General features: G+C 71.7%; 19 protein-coding genes. 4 read left to right on the plus strand and 15 right to left on the minus strand.

What is annotated here, in order from left to right:
* Together ACFOWZ_RS04540 and ACFOWZ_RS04545 are read right to left on the minus strand one after the other, a co-directional pair.
* Positions 1-444: GerMN domain-containing protein (locus ACFOWZ_RS04540; RefSeq protein ID WP_382369140.1), on the minus strand; the 444-nt coding region annotated here is incomplete at its 3' end.
* Position 445: 1 nt separating this feature from the next.
* On the minus strand, positions 446-697 hold the full coding sequence (locus tag ACFOWZ_RS04545) for a hypothetical protein (RefSeq protein ID WP_382369143.1): 252 nt from the start codon (positions 695-697) through the stop codon (positions 446-448).
* Positions 698-858: 161 nt separating this feature from the next.
* Between ACFOWZ_RS04545 and ACFOWZ_RS04550 the strand changes: the two genes are divergently transcribed.
* Together ACFOWZ_RS04550 and ACFOWZ_RS04555 are read left to right on the plus strand one after the other, a co-directional pair.
* Positions 859-1,503 carry a site-2 protease family protein gene (locus tag ACFOWZ_RS04550; RefSeq protein WP_382369146.1) on the plus strand — a complete coding sequence of 215 codons (645 nt, stop codon included), beginning with the start codon at positions 859-861 and terminating at the stop codon, positions 1,501-1,503.
* Positions 1,500-2,582 carry a carboxylate-amine ligase gene (locus ACFOWZ_RS04555; RefSeq protein ID WP_382369149.1) on the plus strand — a complete coding sequence of 361 codons (1,083 nt, stop codon included), beginning with the start codon at positions 1,500-1,502 and terminating at the stop codon, positions 2,580-2,582. The genes ACFOWZ_RS04550 and ACFOWZ_RS04555 overlap by 4 nt, the downstream gene beginning before the upstream one ends.
* A 50-nt stretch (positions 2,583-2,632) precedes the next feature.
* On the opposite strand, the gene ACFOWZ_RS04560 is transcribed toward ACFOWZ_RS04555, so the two are convergent.
* Positions 2,633-2,875, minus strand: coding sequence for a hypothetical protein (locus tag ACFOWZ_RS04560; RefSeq protein ID WP_382369152.1), 243 nt, complete (start codon positions 2,873-2,875; stop codon positions 2,633-2,635).
* A gap of 601 nt (positions 2,876-3,476) precedes the next feature.
* A complete protein-coding gene (locus ACFOWZ_RS04565; RefSeq protein WP_030469912.1) occupies positions 3,477-3,740 on the minus strand; it encodes a metal-sensitive transcriptional regulator in 264 nt (87 codons plus the stop codon).
* Between the two features lie 356 nt (positions 3,741-4,096).
* Between ACFOWZ_RS04565 and ACFOWZ_RS04570 the strand changes: the two genes are divergently transcribed.
* A complete protein-coding gene (locus ACFOWZ_RS04570; RefSeq protein WP_382369156.1) occupies positions 4,097-5,452 on the plus strand; it encodes an MBL fold metallo-hydrolase in 1,356 nt (451 codons plus the stop codon).
* The gene (locus ACFOWZ_RS04575; RefSeq protein WP_382369159.1) at positions 5,452-6,240 is read left to right on the plus strand and encodes a sulfite exporter TauE/SafE family protein; all 789 of its coding nucleotides are present in this window, start codon (positions 5,452-5,454) and stop codon (positions 6,238-6,240) included. The genes ACFOWZ_RS04570 and ACFOWZ_RS04575 overlap by 1 nt, the downstream gene beginning before the upstream one ends.
* A gap of 64 nt (positions 6,241-6,304) precedes the next feature.
* Here the strand turns inward: ACFOWZ_RS04575 and ACFOWZ_RS04580 are convergent, their stop codons facing one another.
* From ACFOWZ_RS04580 to ACFOWZ_RS04630, 11 genes are all read right to left on the minus strand, one after another.
* On the minus strand, positions 6,305-7,435 hold the full coding sequence (locus ACFOWZ_RS04580) for an acyltransferase family protein (protein WP_382369162.1): 1,131 nt from the start codon (positions 7,433-7,435) through the stop codon (positions 6,305-6,307).
* On the minus strand, positions 7,399-7,992 hold the full coding sequence (locus tag ACFOWZ_RS04585) for an Rv1733c family protein (protein WP_382369165.1): 594 nt from the start codon (positions 7,990-7,992) through the stop codon (positions 7,399-7,401). Before ACFOWZ_RS04585 ends, ACFOWZ_RS04580 begins: the two co-directional genes overlap by 37 nt.
* Positions 7,993-8,106: 114 nt before the next feature.
* Complete coding sequence (locus ACFOWZ_RS04590; protein WP_382369168.1) at positions 8,107-8,706, minus strand: V-type ATP synthase subunit D; 600 nt, start codon at positions 8,704-8,706, stop codon at positions 8,107-8,109.
* On the minus strand, positions 8,703-10,076 hold the full coding sequence (locus ACFOWZ_RS04595; RefSeq protein WP_382369171.1) for a V-type ATP synthase subunit B: 1,374 nt from the start codon (positions 10,074-10,076) through the stop codon (positions 8,703-8,705). Before ACFOWZ_RS04595 ends, ACFOWZ_RS04590 begins: the two co-directional genes overlap by 4 nt.
* The gene (locus ACFOWZ_RS04600; protein ID WP_382369174.1) at positions 10,073-11,794 is read right to left on the minus strand and encodes a V-type ATP synthase subunit A; all 1,722 of its coding nucleotides are present in this window, start codon (positions 11,792-11,794) and stop codon (positions 10,073-10,075) included. Before ACFOWZ_RS04600 ends, ACFOWZ_RS04595 begins: the two co-directional genes overlap by 4 nt.
* Positions 11,782-12,285 (minus strand): hypothetical protein, encoded by a 504-nt coding sequence (locus ACFOWZ_RS04605; protein WP_382369177.1) that lies wholly within the window; start codon positions 12,283-12,285, stop codon positions 11,782-11,784. The genes ACFOWZ_RS04600 and ACFOWZ_RS04605 overlap by 13 nt, the downstream gene beginning before the upstream one ends.
* A complete protein-coding gene (locus ACFOWZ_RS04610) occupies positions 12,282-12,497 on the minus strand; it encodes a hypothetical protein (RefSeq protein WP_382369180.1) in 216 nt (71 codons plus the stop codon). The genes ACFOWZ_RS04605 and ACFOWZ_RS04610 overlap by 4 nt, the downstream gene beginning before the upstream one ends.
* 3 nt (positions 12,498-12,500) lie before the next feature.
* The gene (locus tag ACFOWZ_RS04615; protein WP_382369183.1) at positions 12,501-12,926 is read right to left on the minus strand and encodes an ATP synthase subunit C; all 426 of its coding nucleotides are present in this window, start codon (positions 12,924-12,926) and stop codon (positions 12,501-12,503) included.
* Entirely contained in the window at positions 12,923-14,155 is a 1,233-nt protein-coding gene (locus tag ACFOWZ_RS04620) for a V-type ATPase 116kDa subunit family protein (RefSeq protein ID WP_382369186.1), read from the minus strand. The genes ACFOWZ_RS04615 and ACFOWZ_RS04620 overlap by 4 nt, the downstream gene beginning before the upstream one ends.
* Complete coding sequence (locus tag ACFOWZ_RS04625) at positions 14,142-15,041, minus strand: hypothetical protein (protein ID WP_382369189.1); 900 nt, start codon at positions 15,039-15,041, stop codon at positions 14,142-14,144. The genes ACFOWZ_RS04620 and ACFOWZ_RS04625 overlap by 14 nt, the downstream gene beginning before the upstream one ends.
* A complete protein-coding gene (locus ACFOWZ_RS04630; protein ID WP_382369192.1) occupies positions 15,038-15,475 on the minus strand; it encodes a hypothetical protein in 438 nt (145 codons plus the stop codon). Before ACFOWZ_RS04630 ends, ACFOWZ_RS04625 begins: the two co-directional genes overlap by 4 nt.
* Positions 15,476-15,496 lie beyond the last annotated feature (21 nt).

The raw sequence follows: 15,496 nt of genomic DNA on the forward strand, positions 1-15,496 counted from the left end.
GAAGCTGGAGCTCGCGTTCGGGATGGTGTCGCGGAAGTCGCGGAAGTCCACGTGCGCGACACCGTCCACCACCCGCACGCTCTTCAGCGCACGCGCCGTTCCCGGCACGAACATCGACCAGTAACCGTCGGCCTGCTCCGCCGCGGTGGGTCCGGGCAACAGTTCGTTCAGCGCCGCGGTCGCGACCGCCACCGTCTTCGGCACCGACCGCCGCACCGCGACGACCTGACCCGCATCACCCGGCGCGCCCCGGTGGAAGTACACGAGCAAGTTCGTGGTCTCGCCGCTCGACGAGGCCGGTGCGGAGGTCGCCGTGGTCGTCGCGGAGGTCGGCGCCGCAGGCTCGGTTCTGTTGCGCCGCAACGTGACCAGCACGACGACGAGACCCAGGACAACGGTCGTGGCGGCGACTGCGGCGATGACGATCCGCGTTCGTCTGGTCATGTCACGCCACCGCCAACGAGCGCAGAACCTGGACACCGGACACGGTCAGCACGGCCGGCGCCGGTTTACCGAACGCCGCTTCCCGCGCAGGACGGAACAATCCGCCCGTGAACAGCTCGACCGTGGCGGTGAAGTCACACCACAGACCGTCGACGCTCAGGCTCGGGGTGCGCCCGCACACCAGCTCGCCACGTCCGTCCGCGATCGCCTGCAGCATCGCCCGATGCCTCGCCGTGTAGCCGTTGGTGGTCATGTCGCTCCCCTTCCTCCGCGTTTCCGGCAACTGAGGTGAGCCTGCTCTCAGTCACTTCCGCGACGCAGAACCCAAGGTGGGCAACAGCACGGGACCATTGCCGCGCGCACGGCGGACCTCTGTCTCTGCTCCGGTTGGCCCCCGCTCGCAACGCTGGACCCATGAACACCGGATTGCCGTCCATCTCGCTCGGCCGGGTGCGCGGGATCGGTGTCGGCGCGCACTGGTCGACGCTGCTGGCCGTGATCGTCATCGCCCAGATCGTGGCCACGTCCGTACTGCCGCAGACGGTGCCGGGCCACTCGGGCCTCGCCTACTGGACGACCGGAGTCCTCGCCGCCCTCACGCTCATGTTGTCGCTGCTGGCCCACGAGCTCGCGCACGCACTGGTCGCCCAACGCCTCGGCGTCGGCGTCGACCGCATCGACCTGTGGCTGCTCGGCGGCATGTCCCGGCTGTCCTCCTCGCCGCGCAGCGCCAAGACCGCGTTCCTGATCGCCGTCGCGGGCCCGGCCACCAGCCTGGTCGTCGCGGTGCTCGCCGGTGCCGCAGGCACCGCGCTCGTGGCGTGGGACGCGCCCGCGCTCATCAGCTCCCCCCTGCTGTGGCTGGCCATCACCAACGGCGTCCTGACCGTGTTCAACCTGGTACCCGCCGCACCGCGGCTGCGGTGCGAACGCCGGCTCGTCGTGGTGCGCCGTGCGAACGAGCTGTTCGACGAGACCGACGACCTGGACACCGTCGCCGGGCTGGCCCGTGACTGGTTCACCGGTCACCTCGAGTCATCCGCAAGGCCCAGCGCATGACCGCCCCGCTCTCGCTCGGGATCGAGGAGGAGTACCTCGTCGTCGACTCCGTCAGCAGATGTCCGCTCCCGGCAGCTGCCTCGATCATCGCCGAATTGTCCGGAGTGGACTTTCATCACGAGTTCTCGGCTGCACAGGCCGAGTTCGCCTCACCGGTCTGCACCGACCTCACCTCACTGCGACATGAGCTCGACCGCGGTCGCCGTGTGCTCGCCGGTGCCGCCCGCCGCCACGGCGTACTGCTCGTCGCGAGCGGCACCCCACCGCTGGGGCGGCCGGGACCACCCCTGGTGACCTCGGACGAACGCTACGAGCGGATGGCTGCGAGGTACGGCGCACTGGCCGAGGACCAAGGCGTCTGCGGATGTCACGTGCACGTCGGCGTTCCGGACGCCGACCACGCCATCCGCGCGAGCAATCACATCCGTCCCTGGCTCCCCGCCCTGCTCGTGCTGAGCGCGAACTCCCCGTTCTTCGACGGCAGGGACACCGGACACGCGAGCTGGCGCACGAACGTCTGGTCCCGCTGGCCCGTCTGCGGTGTGCCACCACGATTTCGCAGTGCCGCCCACTACGACGACCTCGTTGCCAGGTTGGTCGACGCCGACGTGATCACCGATCCGGGCATGGTCTATTACTACGTCCGACCGTCATCGCATGCTCCGACCGTGGAGGTGCGGATCGCGGATGTCGCGACGACCGTCGACGAGGCACTGCTGCAAGCGGCGCTCACGCGCGCACTGGTCGGCACCGCGCTGATCTCCACACCAACGGACAGTGCTTCCGACGCGGTGATCCGAGCCGCGTGCGCGCAAGCCGCGAGGGCAGGGCTGGACGGCCGGTGTCTCGACCCCGTGTCGGGGCGGTCGTGCACGGGCTGGGACCTGGTCGACCGGCTGGTGTCCCACGTCCGCCCGGCCCTGCGCGACACGGGCGATCTCGCTTTCGTCGAGCAATGCGTGTCAGGGCTGCGCATCTGCGGCGGCGGAGCGGCCAGGCAACGCCAGGTGCTCACCGGCCGGGGCGACCTGCGTGCCGTCGTCGACCACCTCGCCGTGACGCCGCAGCGCCGGCCGTGAGATGCCGGCCCGCACGACCTTCAGCCCGGTGAACACGCGTGGACACCGCTTCAGCAGGCGTTGACCTGGACGTGCCACGTGCCATCGGGACGGAAGTCCGCAGTGAACTCGATACCGGCGCCGGGTCGGCCGATGGTCCTGTCGGCGTTGGGGCTCCCGGCGACGGGTTGCCAGCTGATTTCCGGTAGTCCGGTGGCGACCGCGCCGCCGCGGGAGTCGCACCCGCCGTTGCCCAGGTCGACGTACTGCACGTGGAGCAGCACCTCGGCGCCGAGCCGGGAGTCCTTGGGCACAGCGGTGATCGGCGTGTCCGTGCGACGAGGGCTCGCGTCGCGGCGAGGTCCGCGTCGAAGCGTGCCGACGCGGCCTGTCCGTTGCCCAGTTCGCGCAGCAGGGCCTCGGTGGAATCGTGCGGTGCGGCGAGCGGTGTGATCTCGAACGAGGTCATGGCGTGCCGGCGCGAGGACAGACCGCTGCAGACCAGGATCACCGACTGCTGCAGATCGTGGGGCAGACTGGCCGGGCTGGTGCGGGCGACCGGTGCCGGCGGCGGTCACCGAACGCGCGACCTCGGGTCCGGTGCCGGCCCACGGTGGACCGGCCGCGTTGATGGCGGCGGCCGCGTCGTGCAACTGCTGGTCCAGCGTTGCCGCCGCGGACAGGAACGCTGCGAGGTCCTCCGCAGCGCTGGGCCGGCTCGTGGTCTGGGACACAGCGCTGGATTCGGTCTACACTGAAGCGACTGTGAAAACAGGAGGGCGAAAGTCCTTTGCACCCGTACATCCGAGACACGCCGGTCAGGGGTGTCGATGTGCTGGCCTGCGAGACGAAGCGGTACATCTCGAAGCGCTGACAGCGGCCACGCGAACGTGCGTGACCGCTGTCAGCGCTCGGTCAGGCGAGTGCCAGGAAGAGCTTCTCCAGTTGGGCCCGGTCGGCGACCGCCTGCTCGGAGTCGTCGGACACGCACTTCTCCAGCCCGCTCGCGATCAGTTTGAAGCCAGCCCGGTCCAGCGCTCTCGACGCGGCGGCCAGCTGCGTGATCACGTCTTTGCAGTCCCTGCCGGACTCGATCATCTGCACCAGCCCGCCCACCTGGCCCTGGACTCGTCGCAGCCGCTTGACCACGTCCGCGAGGACGTCCTCGTTCAGCTCCACCCGCCACCTCCTCGTGATACCCCCCAGGGTACGCGAGCGGGCAGGCTCAGTGCGGTCAGCGACGCCCGAACGGCCACCAGGACCTGTCCTGCCGGGGCTGTGCCGCGCAGGAGCAGCGTTGTGCACGCGGCACGTCACCCAGCACTTGCTCCACGTGGTTCCCGCAGCCCCGGTAAGTCGGCTTGCCGCAGCGCGAGCACGTGACTCGTTGACACATGGCGGATCCCTTCGTCCCACAACGTGATTCCAGCATACCCCCAGGGGTACAGAGGTAGTTTGCTCACATACCCCTGGGGGTAGTCCAGCACGCGCGCTATGGTGGATTCAGATACCCCTGGGGGTACTTGGAGGAGACAATGACACAGATCGTCCCCATCGACACGCCGAGCCTGGGTGACCGCAGCTACCTCGTGAGCGACGGCTCCGTCGCGTTCGTCGTCGATCCCCAACGCGACATCGACCGGGTGATCGCCCTCGCCGAGCAGCACGGGGCGCGGATCACCGATGTCTTCGAGACGCACATCCACAACGACTACGTCACCGGCGGACTCGCGCTCGCCCGCGCCACCGGCGCGGCGTACCACGTCAACGCGGCCGACCCCGTGACGTTCGACCACACCCCGATCCACGACGGTCAGGTCGTGCAGGTGGGTTCCGAGATGCGGGTGCGCGCCGTGGCCACGCCAGGACACACGTTCACCCACCTGTCCTACGTCCTCGAGACGTCTGATCGCGCATCGGCGGTGTTCACCGGCGGATCCCTGTTGTTCGGCTCCACAGGCCGCCCCGACCTGCTCGGCCCGGAGCACACGGACGAGCTGGTGCGAGCGCAGTACGCCTCCGCGCACCGGTTGGCCGACCTGTTGCCCGACGACGCCGAGGTGTTCCCGACACACGGGTTCGGCAGTTTCTGCTCCGCCACCCAGTCGGAAGGCGAACGATCGACCATCGGCAGGGAGAAGAAGACCAACCCCGCGCTGACCGGCGATGAGAAGTCCTATGTGGATGCTCTGCTCGCCGGCCTCGACGTCTTCCCCGCCTACTACGCCCACATGGGACCCGCCAACACGGCGGGACCGGACGCCGTCACCCTGGTCGAGCCGAAGACAGCCGATCCGGCGGAGCTGCGCGCGCGCATCGACGCGGGCGAGTGGGTCGTGGATCTGCGCTCTCGCACGGCGTTCGCCGCAGGACATGTCGTCGGCAGTCTGAACTTCGGTCTGGACGGCAGCTTCGCCACCTATCTGGGCTGGCTGATCCCTTGGGGTACACCCGTTTCCCTGCTCGGGAGCAGTGCCGCGCAGGTCGCAGAAGCCCAGCGAGAACTCGTGCGCATCGGCATCGACCGCATCGAGTCCTCCGCGACCGGGACGCCAGAGGAGTGGTCCGGGACAGCACCCCTGGGAACGTTCCCACGTGCGAGCTTCGCCGATCTCGCCGACGTGCGGCACCACCGCACCGTCACCGTCCTCGACGTCCGGCGCGAACTCGAATGGGTGGACGAGCACGTCGCCGGTGCCGTGCACGTGCCGCTGCACGACCTGCTGCACCGCCTCGACGAGGTGCCACCGGGCGAGGTGTGGGTGCACTGCAAGTCCGGCTACCGCGCCTCCATCGCCGCCTCCGTGCTCGCCGCCGCGGGCCATCACGTGGTCGCGATCGACGACGAGTTCGACCGGGCCGGGCAGGCCGGTCTGCCCATGGCGGTCTGATGCTGCCGGCAGCGCTCTTCGGACTGGTCATCGGCGCCGTGCTGGGCACGCTCGGCGCCGGCGGCTCGATCCTCGCCGTGCCCGCGCTGGTCTACGGCGTCGGCATGCCGCTCGCCACCGCCATCCCGACCTCCCTGGTCGTGGTGGCGGTGTCGGCGCTGGGCGGCTTGGCCGTCCGCTGGCGGACCGGGGCCGTTCGCTGGCCCGTGGCGCTGGTGTTCGCCGCGACGAGCATCCCCGCTGCCTTCGCCGGAACCTCACTCGGACGCCTGATCCCCGAACGCTGGTCACTGTTCGCTTTCGCCGCGTTGATGGCGGCCGTGGCGGCGCGCATGTTCGCCGCCCCCTCCGATTCGGGCGGAGCGTGCCGCACGCGCAGTGGGAAGGTGAACTGGCGAAGCTGCCTTCCCAGAGCACTCGCCGCCGGAGCCGTGGTCGGAGTGCTGACCGGGCTGTTCGGGGTTGGCGGCGGGTTCGTCATCGTGCCCGTGCTGACCGTGCTGCTCGGCCTGACCACCGCCGAAGCCGTCGCCACCTCACTGGTCGTCATCACCATCACCGCGCTGGCCGGCCTCACCGCCCACGGCCTCGCCGGCGCGCACGTCGATCCCGGCATCACGGCGGTGTTCGCGGGCGCAGCACTGCTCGCCGCCGTGATCACCGGGCGCCTGGCCGGCCGACTGCCCGCAACCACCCTGCACCGCGCGTTCGCCTGGGTCGTCGTCACCGTGGCCGCGGGCGTGGCCACCTCCGCCCCGTTCTTCCCAGCCGGACTGGACGGCGCCTGACGGTCACGCGACTGCGACTGTGGGAACGGCCACGAGCAGCCGACGTCAGATCACCGGCCGGTCCTCACACCACGCGGTTCACGCCCGGTACCAGCGTCGCCAGGTGTCCGACGACGAAGCAGACCGGCACGCCGATGGCCGCGACGAGCACGAACTTCGCCTCCGGCGGCCAGGGCAGCGGCCGCGCGGTGAGCGACAACAGCACCAGTACGAGCGGATGCAGCACGTAGGCCGCGTAAGAACCTCGTGCGGCTCGGACGGTCATCGAGCCCGCCACGCCGTTCCAGCGCGAGGAGAACCACCAAACCAGCCAGATCGAGACGAGGATCGCGATCACGCCGTCCAGCAGGGCGAAAGCCACCACGCTCCAGTGCCATCCCCCGGTGATCGCTCGTGGCCCGTCGTCGGTCGGAGTCAGCACCCACGTGGCGCTGAGCGTGACGAGCATCGTCAACGCCACCCACGCACAGGACTTGGCGAAGCGCCGTGGGACGGTGCCCAGATCCACCACCGCGCCGAGCACGAACATCCCTGCCGCCTGCGGCCAATGCGCCAGCTGCAGGTTCCACAACGTCGGACTCGCGTACCCCACCCGTTGCCACAACGCCAGGTCCGCCGCCGCGATGACCGCGGCGAGCACCACGACGAGCCGGACGCTGATCTTCGTGTGCGGCAGCGGCAGCACCGCGTACAGCGCCGAGAACACGAGCAGGGCGACCACGAACCACATCGGACCGAAGTCGCGCTCGCCGAACGGGTCGGCGAGGTGGCTTCCCAACGTTCTCCCGGTGCCGCCCAGCCAGTCCGTGAACGGGTCGAGGAACAGCAGGAACACCAACGCGGGCACACCCAGCCGGAGCACCCGTGTCCTCAGGAACGGCACCGCACCGTGCCGGGAAACCGAGAGGCGCGCGAGCCGGCCCGAGATCAGGAACAACGGTGCGAGGCCGTAAACCGCGCCGAGGGCCAGCGGCAGACCGGCGACCTCCGTCACGAACGCGGAAGTCGTCCGCTCCTCGTAGTACCACCCCGCCAGGTCCGACAGGTACGCGGTGGCCACGTGCACGACGACCACACCGGCGATGACAGCGATCCTCAGCCGGTCGATCCAGGCGAGCCGCGTGATCACGGGCGGCCCGCCGGCCTGCGGTGGGGCGGTCAACGCGATGTCCAGCCGGGTGCGATCCGCTCCCACTCCCCTGCCCAGCGGCGCAGGCGGATCCTCTGGTGCACGGACCGCACGACCAAGTACAGCAGGATCATCACGACCGCCACCACGGTCCAGAGCAGCACCGCGATCGTGATCGCGTTGAAGGCAACACCTTCTGCCGTGAGGGGCTCCTTGGCCAGGGCACCACTGCGGTCGATCCAGATCGGGACGGTGGCCCCCGCCTTGGCGTCGTAGTTCGCCTGCACCGTGCCGTGCCGCTCCGTCCCGTCGGACGCTCGCCACGTCGCCAGCACCCGCGGGGACTCCGCCGTCCTGCCGCGTCCAGCGGATCCGACCAACTGAGGGGCGTCCTCGATCAGCACCGCCTCGGCTCGGTGCCGGTTCTGTTGTTCGCTCGCCGCCTGGACCTTCTGCGTCGCGTACCACTCCGATCCGGTCGCTCCGGCCACCGGTACGGCGAGCAGCGCGATCAGCACGGCCAGAACGAGGGCAGCACCTTCGAGCCGATCACCTGGTGTGGCGAGCTGGTTGCGGCCGGGAAACGCCCGTCGAGCCATCCGCGAGATCGGCTTCGTGTCCATGGTCCACCTCCGCCGTCAAGGTTTCCGCGCCGCGGCCGCGCCACCCAGGGCCCTTCGTCGTCGTCCCGGTGAGCCCCTGGGCTCACCGGAGATGAGACCCTCGTCGGCCGCAGATCACCGGGAGGCCGCCCACCGGTGTCGCACGCCCTCCGCGCGTTCCTGTTCCTCCAGTTCCAGCTCGGTGCGCGCGAGCGCGTCGCGCAGCCGGGGAACCCAGTGCCGCCGCAGCACCCGCACGCGTTGCCGGGTCGCGTCGGCTTCGGCGGACACCCGTCGCAGTGCCGTGACAGCGACAGCGTGCTGGACGGCCGCGTCGAGTGCCCGGCGTTGTTCCTCGGCCGCGCGCGTGATCGCCGTGCCACCGGGCAGTGCGGACTCCGAGTCCGGTGGGGTGCAGGTCGCCGCGGCCGGGTAACGCACGCCCAGCGTCGCCGTCCACGAGATGGTGACCTCCGCCTCCGCGGCTGTGCCCGCCAGACGGATGCCACGCCTGCCTCCCACCAGCGCGGCGCGCAGCATCCAGGTTCGCGCCTCGGTGAGGCGTGCGGTCCACTCGGCGCCGCTGCGGTCGGCGGCCGCTTCGAGACGTCGCTGTTCCGCGTGCAACGCCCGCAGTTTCTGTTCCAGCAACTCGGCCGCGCGCTCCGCGCCGGCCAGGCGGCGGCGCAGCCACGAGCGGCCGGACCGGCCTGGTGGTACCCGGATCGCGGTCATCGCTGCTCCAGCAAGGCGGTGGGCAGCATCGCGAGTTCGGAGCGGGGCAGCCGCAACAGCACTCTCCACGCCCGCTCCAGGGTGTCGTCCAGCGAGCGGGTCTCGCCGCGGCGCTGACCGATCAGGTCGTCGCGGAAAGCCTGTTCGAACTCCAGATACGCCCGGTCGGTGCGGCCGAGTCCACTCAGGCCGATCAGCTCGGCGAGGTCGCGGACCTGCCGGGCCCGTGCCAGGGCGGCCAGCAGCTGCGCGGCGACGTCGAGGTGGTCGGCGCGAGTGCGGCCAGGTCCCGCGCCGTTGCGCATGAGCCTCGACAACGACGCGAGCGGGTCGACCGGCGGGTACACACCGCGCGCGTGCGCCTCGGCGGAGAACACGATCTGCCCCTCGGTGATGTAGCCGGTGAGATCGGGCACGGGATGCGTGATGTCGCCGCCCGGCATGGTGAGGACCGGCAGCACCGTCACCGAACCCGGTCTGCCGCGGATCCGGCCGCAGCGCTCGAACAACGTGGCGAGGTCGCTGTAGAGGTAGCCCGGATACGACCGTCTGGCAGGGATCTCCCCGCGTGCCGCGGACACCTCGCGCAACGCTTCGGCGTAGCTGGTCATGTCGGTCATCACCACCAGCACGTGCCTGCCGCCGCGGAAGGCCAGTTCCTCGGCGATGGTCAGCGCGATCCGCGGGGTGAGGATCCGTTCGACCACCGGGTCGTCCGCGGTGTTGAGCAGCAGCACCAGTTCTCCCGCGGCTGAGCGTTCCTCCAGCGCGTCGCGCGCGAACGCGGCGTCGGCGTGGGTGAGGCCGATGCCCGCGAACACCACGCAGAACTGTTCTCCCTCCGCTGTGGACTGTGCGGCGATCTGCGTGGCGAGCTCCAGGTGAGGCAGTCCAGGCAGGGAGAACAGCGGCAGTTTCTGGCCGCGCACGAGCGTGGTCAACGCGTCGATCGCCGACACACCGGTGAACACGGGCTCCGCGGGCGGTTCGCGCCAGGTCGGGTTCAGCGGGGCTCCGGTCACCGGCTCCCGGCGCGTGCCGAACACCGGCGGACCGCCGTCGATCGGCTGGCCGCGGCCTCCGCACACCCGGCCGAGCCACCCGGAGCCGACCGGAATGTCCAGCGGGCTTCCGGTGAACTCCAGGGACGTGCCCGCGCAGCTCATCCCGGCGGTGCCCTCCAGCACCTGCACGACGGCGAGGTCGTCGTCGACCTCCAGGACCAGTCCGTGCCGCAGTTCGCCGGACGACAGCCGAATGCGCACGAACTCGTCCCAACCGACGCCGGTGACGCCCGCGACCACGACCAGCGGTCCACGCAGTTCCCGCACCCCGGTGAACTCGACGCCCCTTCCCACGTCCTCTGTCACATCAGCCTCCGCAACCCGGCGAGCACCGCGTCCCGGCACTGCCCGATCAGCTCCACGTCCCGCGGCCCTGCCCGTTCGCGCAGACGGACCAACTCGGTGAAGTCGAACTCCTCGACGTCCTCGACGGCGACGCCCGCGCCGACGAGCCGGCGGCACTCGTCCACCACCGCCAGCACGACGTCGACGAGCGCGGCCGCCTTCTCGTCACCACCCGGAGCGTCCACTGAGGACAGTGCGCTCTGCTGCAGCACACCGTCGCGCAGGAGCCGTCCGCCGAGCAGCACGACCCGTTCGGGGGCCGAGAGCGTGGCGGCGCCGACCAGTTCGGCGAGTGCGGACAGCCGGTCCGCCTCGGCCAGCAATCCGATCACGCGGTCGCGCCTGGCCGGCCAGTCCGGGTCGTTCTCGCGCGCGTGGTGGCCGCCGATCGCGGGCGCGTCCCGGGAGAACGAGCCTGACCAGGACACCGCCGGGTAGTGCCTGGAGTAGGCGAGGTCGCGGTCGAGCGTCCACCTCGCGCGCACGAACCGTTCGGTGTGCGCGGTGACCGGCTCGGTCATGTCTCCGCCCGGTGGCGACACGGCGCCGATGATCGTGACCGAGCCGGTGGACCCGCCCAGTGTCTCCACGGAGCCTGCGCGTTCGTAGAAGGCCGCGAGTGCGGAGGCGAGGTCGGCGGGATAGCCCTCCTCTGCGGGCAGTGCCCCGGTCCGGGACGCGAACTCGCGCAGCGCCTCCGCCCAGCGCGAGGTGGAGTCGGCGATGACCACCGCGTGGTAACCCATGTCCCGGTAGAACTCGGCCACGGCGACACCGGTGTAGATGCTCGCCTCGCGCGCCATCATCGGCATGTTGGAGGTGTTGGCGATGACCACCGTGCGGTCGGCCAGCCGTCCGCCCGTGCGCGGGTCCGTGAGCTCGAACAGCTCCGCGACGACCTCGGCGAGCTCGTTGCCGCGTTCACCGCATCCGATGTAGACGATCACGTCGGCGTCGCACCACTTGGCGAGTTGCTGCAGCAGCACGGTCTTCCCGGTGCCGAAGCCGCCCGGCACCGCTGCGGCACTGCCGCGTGCGATGGGGAACAGCAGGTCCACCACGCGCTGGCCGGTGCGCAACGGTTCGACCGCGGTCCGGCGGGCGCGGTACGGCCGCGGCACCCGCACCGGCCAGTGCGCGGTCAGGCCGACCGGCACGCCGCCCACGGTGGCGATCACCGCGTCAGGCTCGCACTTCCCGTCCGCCAACGACTCCACGACACCCGCCGTGCCCGGCGGCACGAGCACGCGGTGCTCCAGCGCACCGGCGTCGGCCACCACGCCGAGCGTCTGCCCCGCCTCCACGACCTCGCCCTCGCGGACCCGCGCCTCGAACCGCCACGACTGGTCGCCGTCCTTGATGGCGGCACCCGGCGTGAGGAAGGCGGGAGCCGCCGACAACGGGCGCAGCAGTCCGTCGAACACCCTGCCGAGCAGGCCGGGGCCGAGCCGCACCGACAACGGCCTGCCCGCCGGCACGGCCGCGGCACCGGGGCCGAGACCGCCCGTGTACTCGTAGGCCTGCAGGCTGACCAGACCGTCACGAATCGCCACGACCTCGCCAGGTATGGCCGACGGGCCGAGGCTGACCAGGTCGTGCATCGCCACCGGCCCGACGTCGCGCACCTCGACCAGCGGACCGGCCACCCGGACGACGCGGCCCGAGGTCACGGCGCCCACAGCTCTCGCACCTCGTCGCCGAGTGCCTCGACTGCTCGCTCGGTGACGGCCTGGACGCCGAGATCGAGCCGTCGGCCCGGTGCCACGCCGAGCACTCCCCCGCCGTCACCGTCGCGCACCGACGCATCAGGTCCCAGTTCGGCTCGCACCGACGCGACGAGCCGCGCGCGCATCAGCGGATCCGTGAAGGCCCGCGACACGGCGCCGGCGACCCGGTGGGCGAAGTCGTCGTAGATTTCGCGCTGGACGGCCAGTTCCAGCGCACGGGCCTCGCGGCGGGCGCGCTCGTGCTCGATGACGATCGACTCCGCGGCGGCGGCCCTGCCCGCGGCGGCAGCCTCGGACAGAATTCGCCGTGCCTCCGTCCGGGCTTCCGCGAGCGTGCTGTCCGCCTCACGGCGCGCGTCCGCGAGCTCCTGCTCCGCCTCGGTTCGCGCCCGCGCCAGGAGTGCGGCGATCACCGGCGCCAGCGCGTCCAGCTGAGCGTTCACGGCGGCATCACCACCACGAGCGGCCAGGACGTGGCCGTGAGCTCGACGCTCAGCACGCGGGCCGCCTCTTCGGTGAGCAGCACGACCGAGACGTCGTCCTCCAGCGAGCTCCACGCCCGGCGCACCGACGCGTCGTCGCCCGCGTCGTGAACACGTGCCCCGGCGAGCGCCCAGCCGTCCACTCCGGCCCCGATCACCGCCACGGCGCCCACGGCTCACGCCTGCCCGATGAGGATCACGGCGACGATGAGGCCGTAGATCGCGATGCCCTCGGCGAGACCGACGATCACCATGGCCCGCCCGAACAACTCCGGACGCTCGCTCAGCGCGGCGAGCGCGGCCGCTCCGGTGTACGCCACGGCGATCGCCGCGCCGATGGACGATCCGGCGACCGAGATCGCGGCGCCGATGAGCGCCGCCCAGTTCGCCGCGGGCGGAGTGCTCTGGGCGACCGTCAGCGGTGAGGCGGCCGCGTCACCGCCGCTCAGCGCCACCACCAGCACGATCGCCGCGCCCACCAGAAGAAACGCGTTCAGCGCGAGGAACACGGTGAGAGCGGCGCGTCCCCTGCGCCGCATCAGCAGCACCGCTCCCGCGCAGGCCGCGACGAGCACCGGCAAGCCTGCCAACCAGACCATCATCGTGCCTCCCCGTACCACGGGCGGAAGGGCCGGCCCTCGATCTCGAAGACCCGCGAGAACAGTTCGTAGAACTCCAGGCGCAACGCCTGGATCGCGGCGACCAGCGCCTCGAGGGAGAACGCCAGGGCGTTGCCGAGCAGGAAGAGGAAGACCGCCGCGCCGACCCCGGCCACCCCGTGGCCGGCCAGCGCGGTCGTGCCCAGCCACACCACGGAACCGATCGCGGCATGCACCAGGCCGAACGCCGCGAGCCGGGCGAAGGACACCAGGTTCGACCCGGTTCTGATCACGATGTCGAACAACTGCACCACGGCCTGCGCCACGCCCGCCGCACCACCACCGGACTCGGCCGCGAAACCCACTCCGGCCAGCACCAGCCCGGCGACCGCCGTGACGGCGCCACCCACGACGACGAGGTCGGCGTGGAGCAACAGACCACCGGCCACACCGGCGATCCCCAGGAACAGCGCGGCACCGGCGATGCCCGACGCCGCGTACACCGCGAGCCGCGGACCGCCTTCCCGCCAGCGGTTGACGATGGCGACGGCGTAGGCGGCGGCGAGCAGCACCGCCCCCGCAGCGACACCTGCCCCCAGCAGCAGCACCGGGTCCTCCAACGGATCGACCCACACCGCCGGCACCACGCCTGTCGGTCCGAAGAACTCCCCGTAGAGCACGCCGAACAGAGTGCTGGCCGCGCCCGCACCGGCCACGAACGGCCAGGCGGAGCGCCAGCGGGCGAGCCGGGACCAGGTGCGCAACAGCGCCGCGACCGCGACCAGCAGCAGCCCTTGACCGGCATCGCCGAACATCATCCCGAACATCAGCACGTAGGCGGCGCCGGCCAGCAACGTCGGATCGACGTCCTGGTACGGCACGGTGCCGTACGTGCTGACGAGCGGCGTGAACGAACGCCGCACAGTCCCGGTTCCGCGCAACAGGGTCGGTGGGTCGACTCCACGCGGCGCGCGCATGGGCACCATCGCGGCGCCCACCTCCGCCAGAGCGGCCGCGATGGCCGGCCGTTCCTCCGCAGGGCACCATCCCGCCAGCGCCGCGACCTCACCGCGCCGGACCGCGCCGGCGACCACCTTCTCCAGTTCCTCGTCGGTGCGGTCGATGTCGACCAGGCCCGACAGCTTCATCACCGCGTCGCGCAGCACGGCCTCGGGTGCGACGATCGCCACCCGTTCCATCCGGACCGGGGCAACTGCCTCAGGCAAGGGCATCGAAGACCTCCACCCGCCGGCCGCCGTGTGCGGTGAGCTCGAGCGCGGCACGCACCCGCCGGGCGTCCAGCGCGAGCAGGGCGGCGCAGCCCACCACCGGCCCCGGCCCGAAGCCCGGACCGCGCAGCAGCGTGTGCGCGTCGTTCTCGACCCGCGTCCACCACCGTTCCTCGGCACGCCAGAGATCCGCGGGTTCCTGAACGTCCACGAGCGCCCAGGCCGCCTCACCGGGCAGAGCACCGGCGAACGCCGCCAGGCCGCCGGGCACCTCCGGTCCGAGCAGCGCCGACTCCGGTGCCGGTCGGCCGAGCAGGAACCGCGCCCGCGCGACCAGCAACGCCGCCGCACCCGCGGCCCACGCCGAAGCCTGTGACACGCCGCCCGCCACTCGCGCCGCCCACCCGAGCTGCACGCCACACGCGATCCGCCACGGATCGGCAGCACCGGGATCACCCCAGGGCGAGGCGGCGAGTGCGTCTCGCAGTTCGGCGAGCGAGGTGGTGGCGGCGAGCCGGGGCCAGGCGGTGGCCAGGGTGCCGAGCCGGTACAGCTCACCCGTGCTCTCCCCGGTCAGGGACCGGACGTGCTCCAGCACGTTCGCGACCTCGAACCACCCGGCCAGCAGCCTCACCAGCTCGGCACCCGCCCGCGGCTGCCACCCGGCGAGCACCCGCAGGTGCCACAGCAGGGTCGCGGCGACCGCGTGCTCCGTCTGCTCCAACGACTGTCCCACCCGCAGATGGCGCTGATAGGGACCCGTGCTCAGCAACTGTTGCGCCTCGGCCAGCGACGCACAGCTCGCCACCTCACGCGCGCCGACAGCGCCTGCTCGCCGGCGCAGCAGCGCCCGCGCCCGCACACCACCCGCAGTCCACGCCGCGCTCACGGCACAGCCTCCGCGAGCGCCGACAGGGCCGACGCCACCGCCCGGTCCACGAGCTGAGGCGTGCGAGCCGCGGCGCGCGCCCGCGTCTGTTCGGAGCGCTCCCGAGCGGCCGCGACGAGTTGCTCGCCGTCCGGGGCCGCTTCCGCCCGCGCACGAGCGGCGGCGCGCGCACGCACCTTCGCGGCACGATCGACCGCCTCGGCGCGGAAGTTCTCGGCGTGACGGGCCGCCTGCGCACGAATCCCGGCCGCTTCGGCACGCGCCTCGCGCCGGATGCGCTCCGCCTGTGCCTCCGCCTCGGCCAGCAGGGCGAGCACCGGTTCGAGCTCGGTCGCCAGTTCGGCCGCCCGGTCCGCGGGCACTCCCGGCCGCGCCGCCGCACCCGGCGTCCCCGCCGGGCGGTAGCGCTGCAGGAGATCGCGGAGCCTCGTCACACGTCCATGGTCGCGACCGGC

The sequence above is a fragment of the Lentzea rhizosphaerae genome, from assembly GCF_042649515.1.
Taxonomy (GTDB): domain Bacteria; phylum Actinomycetota; class Actinomycetes; order Mycobacteriales; family Pseudonocardiaceae; genus Lentzea; species Lentzea aerocolonigenes.

What these genes read in the sequence shown, in the direction of transcription:
- ACFOWZ_RS04555 (WP_382369149.1), top strand. Translation starts at nt 1,500, where the DNA reads ATGACCGCCCCGCTCTCGCTCGGGATCGAGGAGGAGTACCTCGTCGTC.
- ACFOWZ_RS04620 (WP_382369186.1), bottom strand. Translation starts at nt 14,155, where the DNA reads ATGCCCTTGCCTGAGGCAGTTGCCCCGGTCCGGATGGAACGGGTGGCG.
- ACFOWZ_RS04550 (WP_382369146.1), top strand. Translation starts at nt 859, where the DNA reads ATGAACACCGGATTGCCGTCCATCTCGCTCGGCCGGGTGCGCGGGATC.
- ACFOWZ_RS04570 (WP_382369156.1), top strand. Translation starts at nt 4,097, where the DNA reads ATGACACAGATCGTCCCCATCGACACGCCGAGCCTGGGTGACCGCAGC.
- ACFOWZ_RS04575 (WP_382369159.1), top strand. Translation starts at nt 5,452, where the DNA reads ATGCTGCCGGCAGCGCTCTTCGGACTGGTCATCGGCGCCGTGCTGGGC.
- ACFOWZ_RS04590 (WP_382369168.1), bottom strand. Translation starts at nt 8,706, where the DNA reads ATGACCGCGATCCGGGTACCACCAGGCCGGTCCGGCCGCTCGTGGCTG.
- ACFOWZ_RS04585 (WP_382369165.1), bottom strand. Translation starts at nt 7,992, where the DNA reads ATGGACACGAAGCCGATCTCGCGGATGGCTCGACGGGCGTTTCCCGGC.
- ACFOWZ_RS04545 (WP_382369143.1), bottom strand. Translation starts at nt 697, where the DNA reads ATGACCACCAACGGCTACACGGCGAGGCATCGGGCGATGCTGCAGGCG.
- ACFOWZ_RS04615 (WP_382369183.1), bottom strand. Translation starts at nt 12,926, where the DNA reads ATGATGGTCTGGTTGGCAGGCTTGCCGGTGCTCGTCGCGGCCTGCGCG.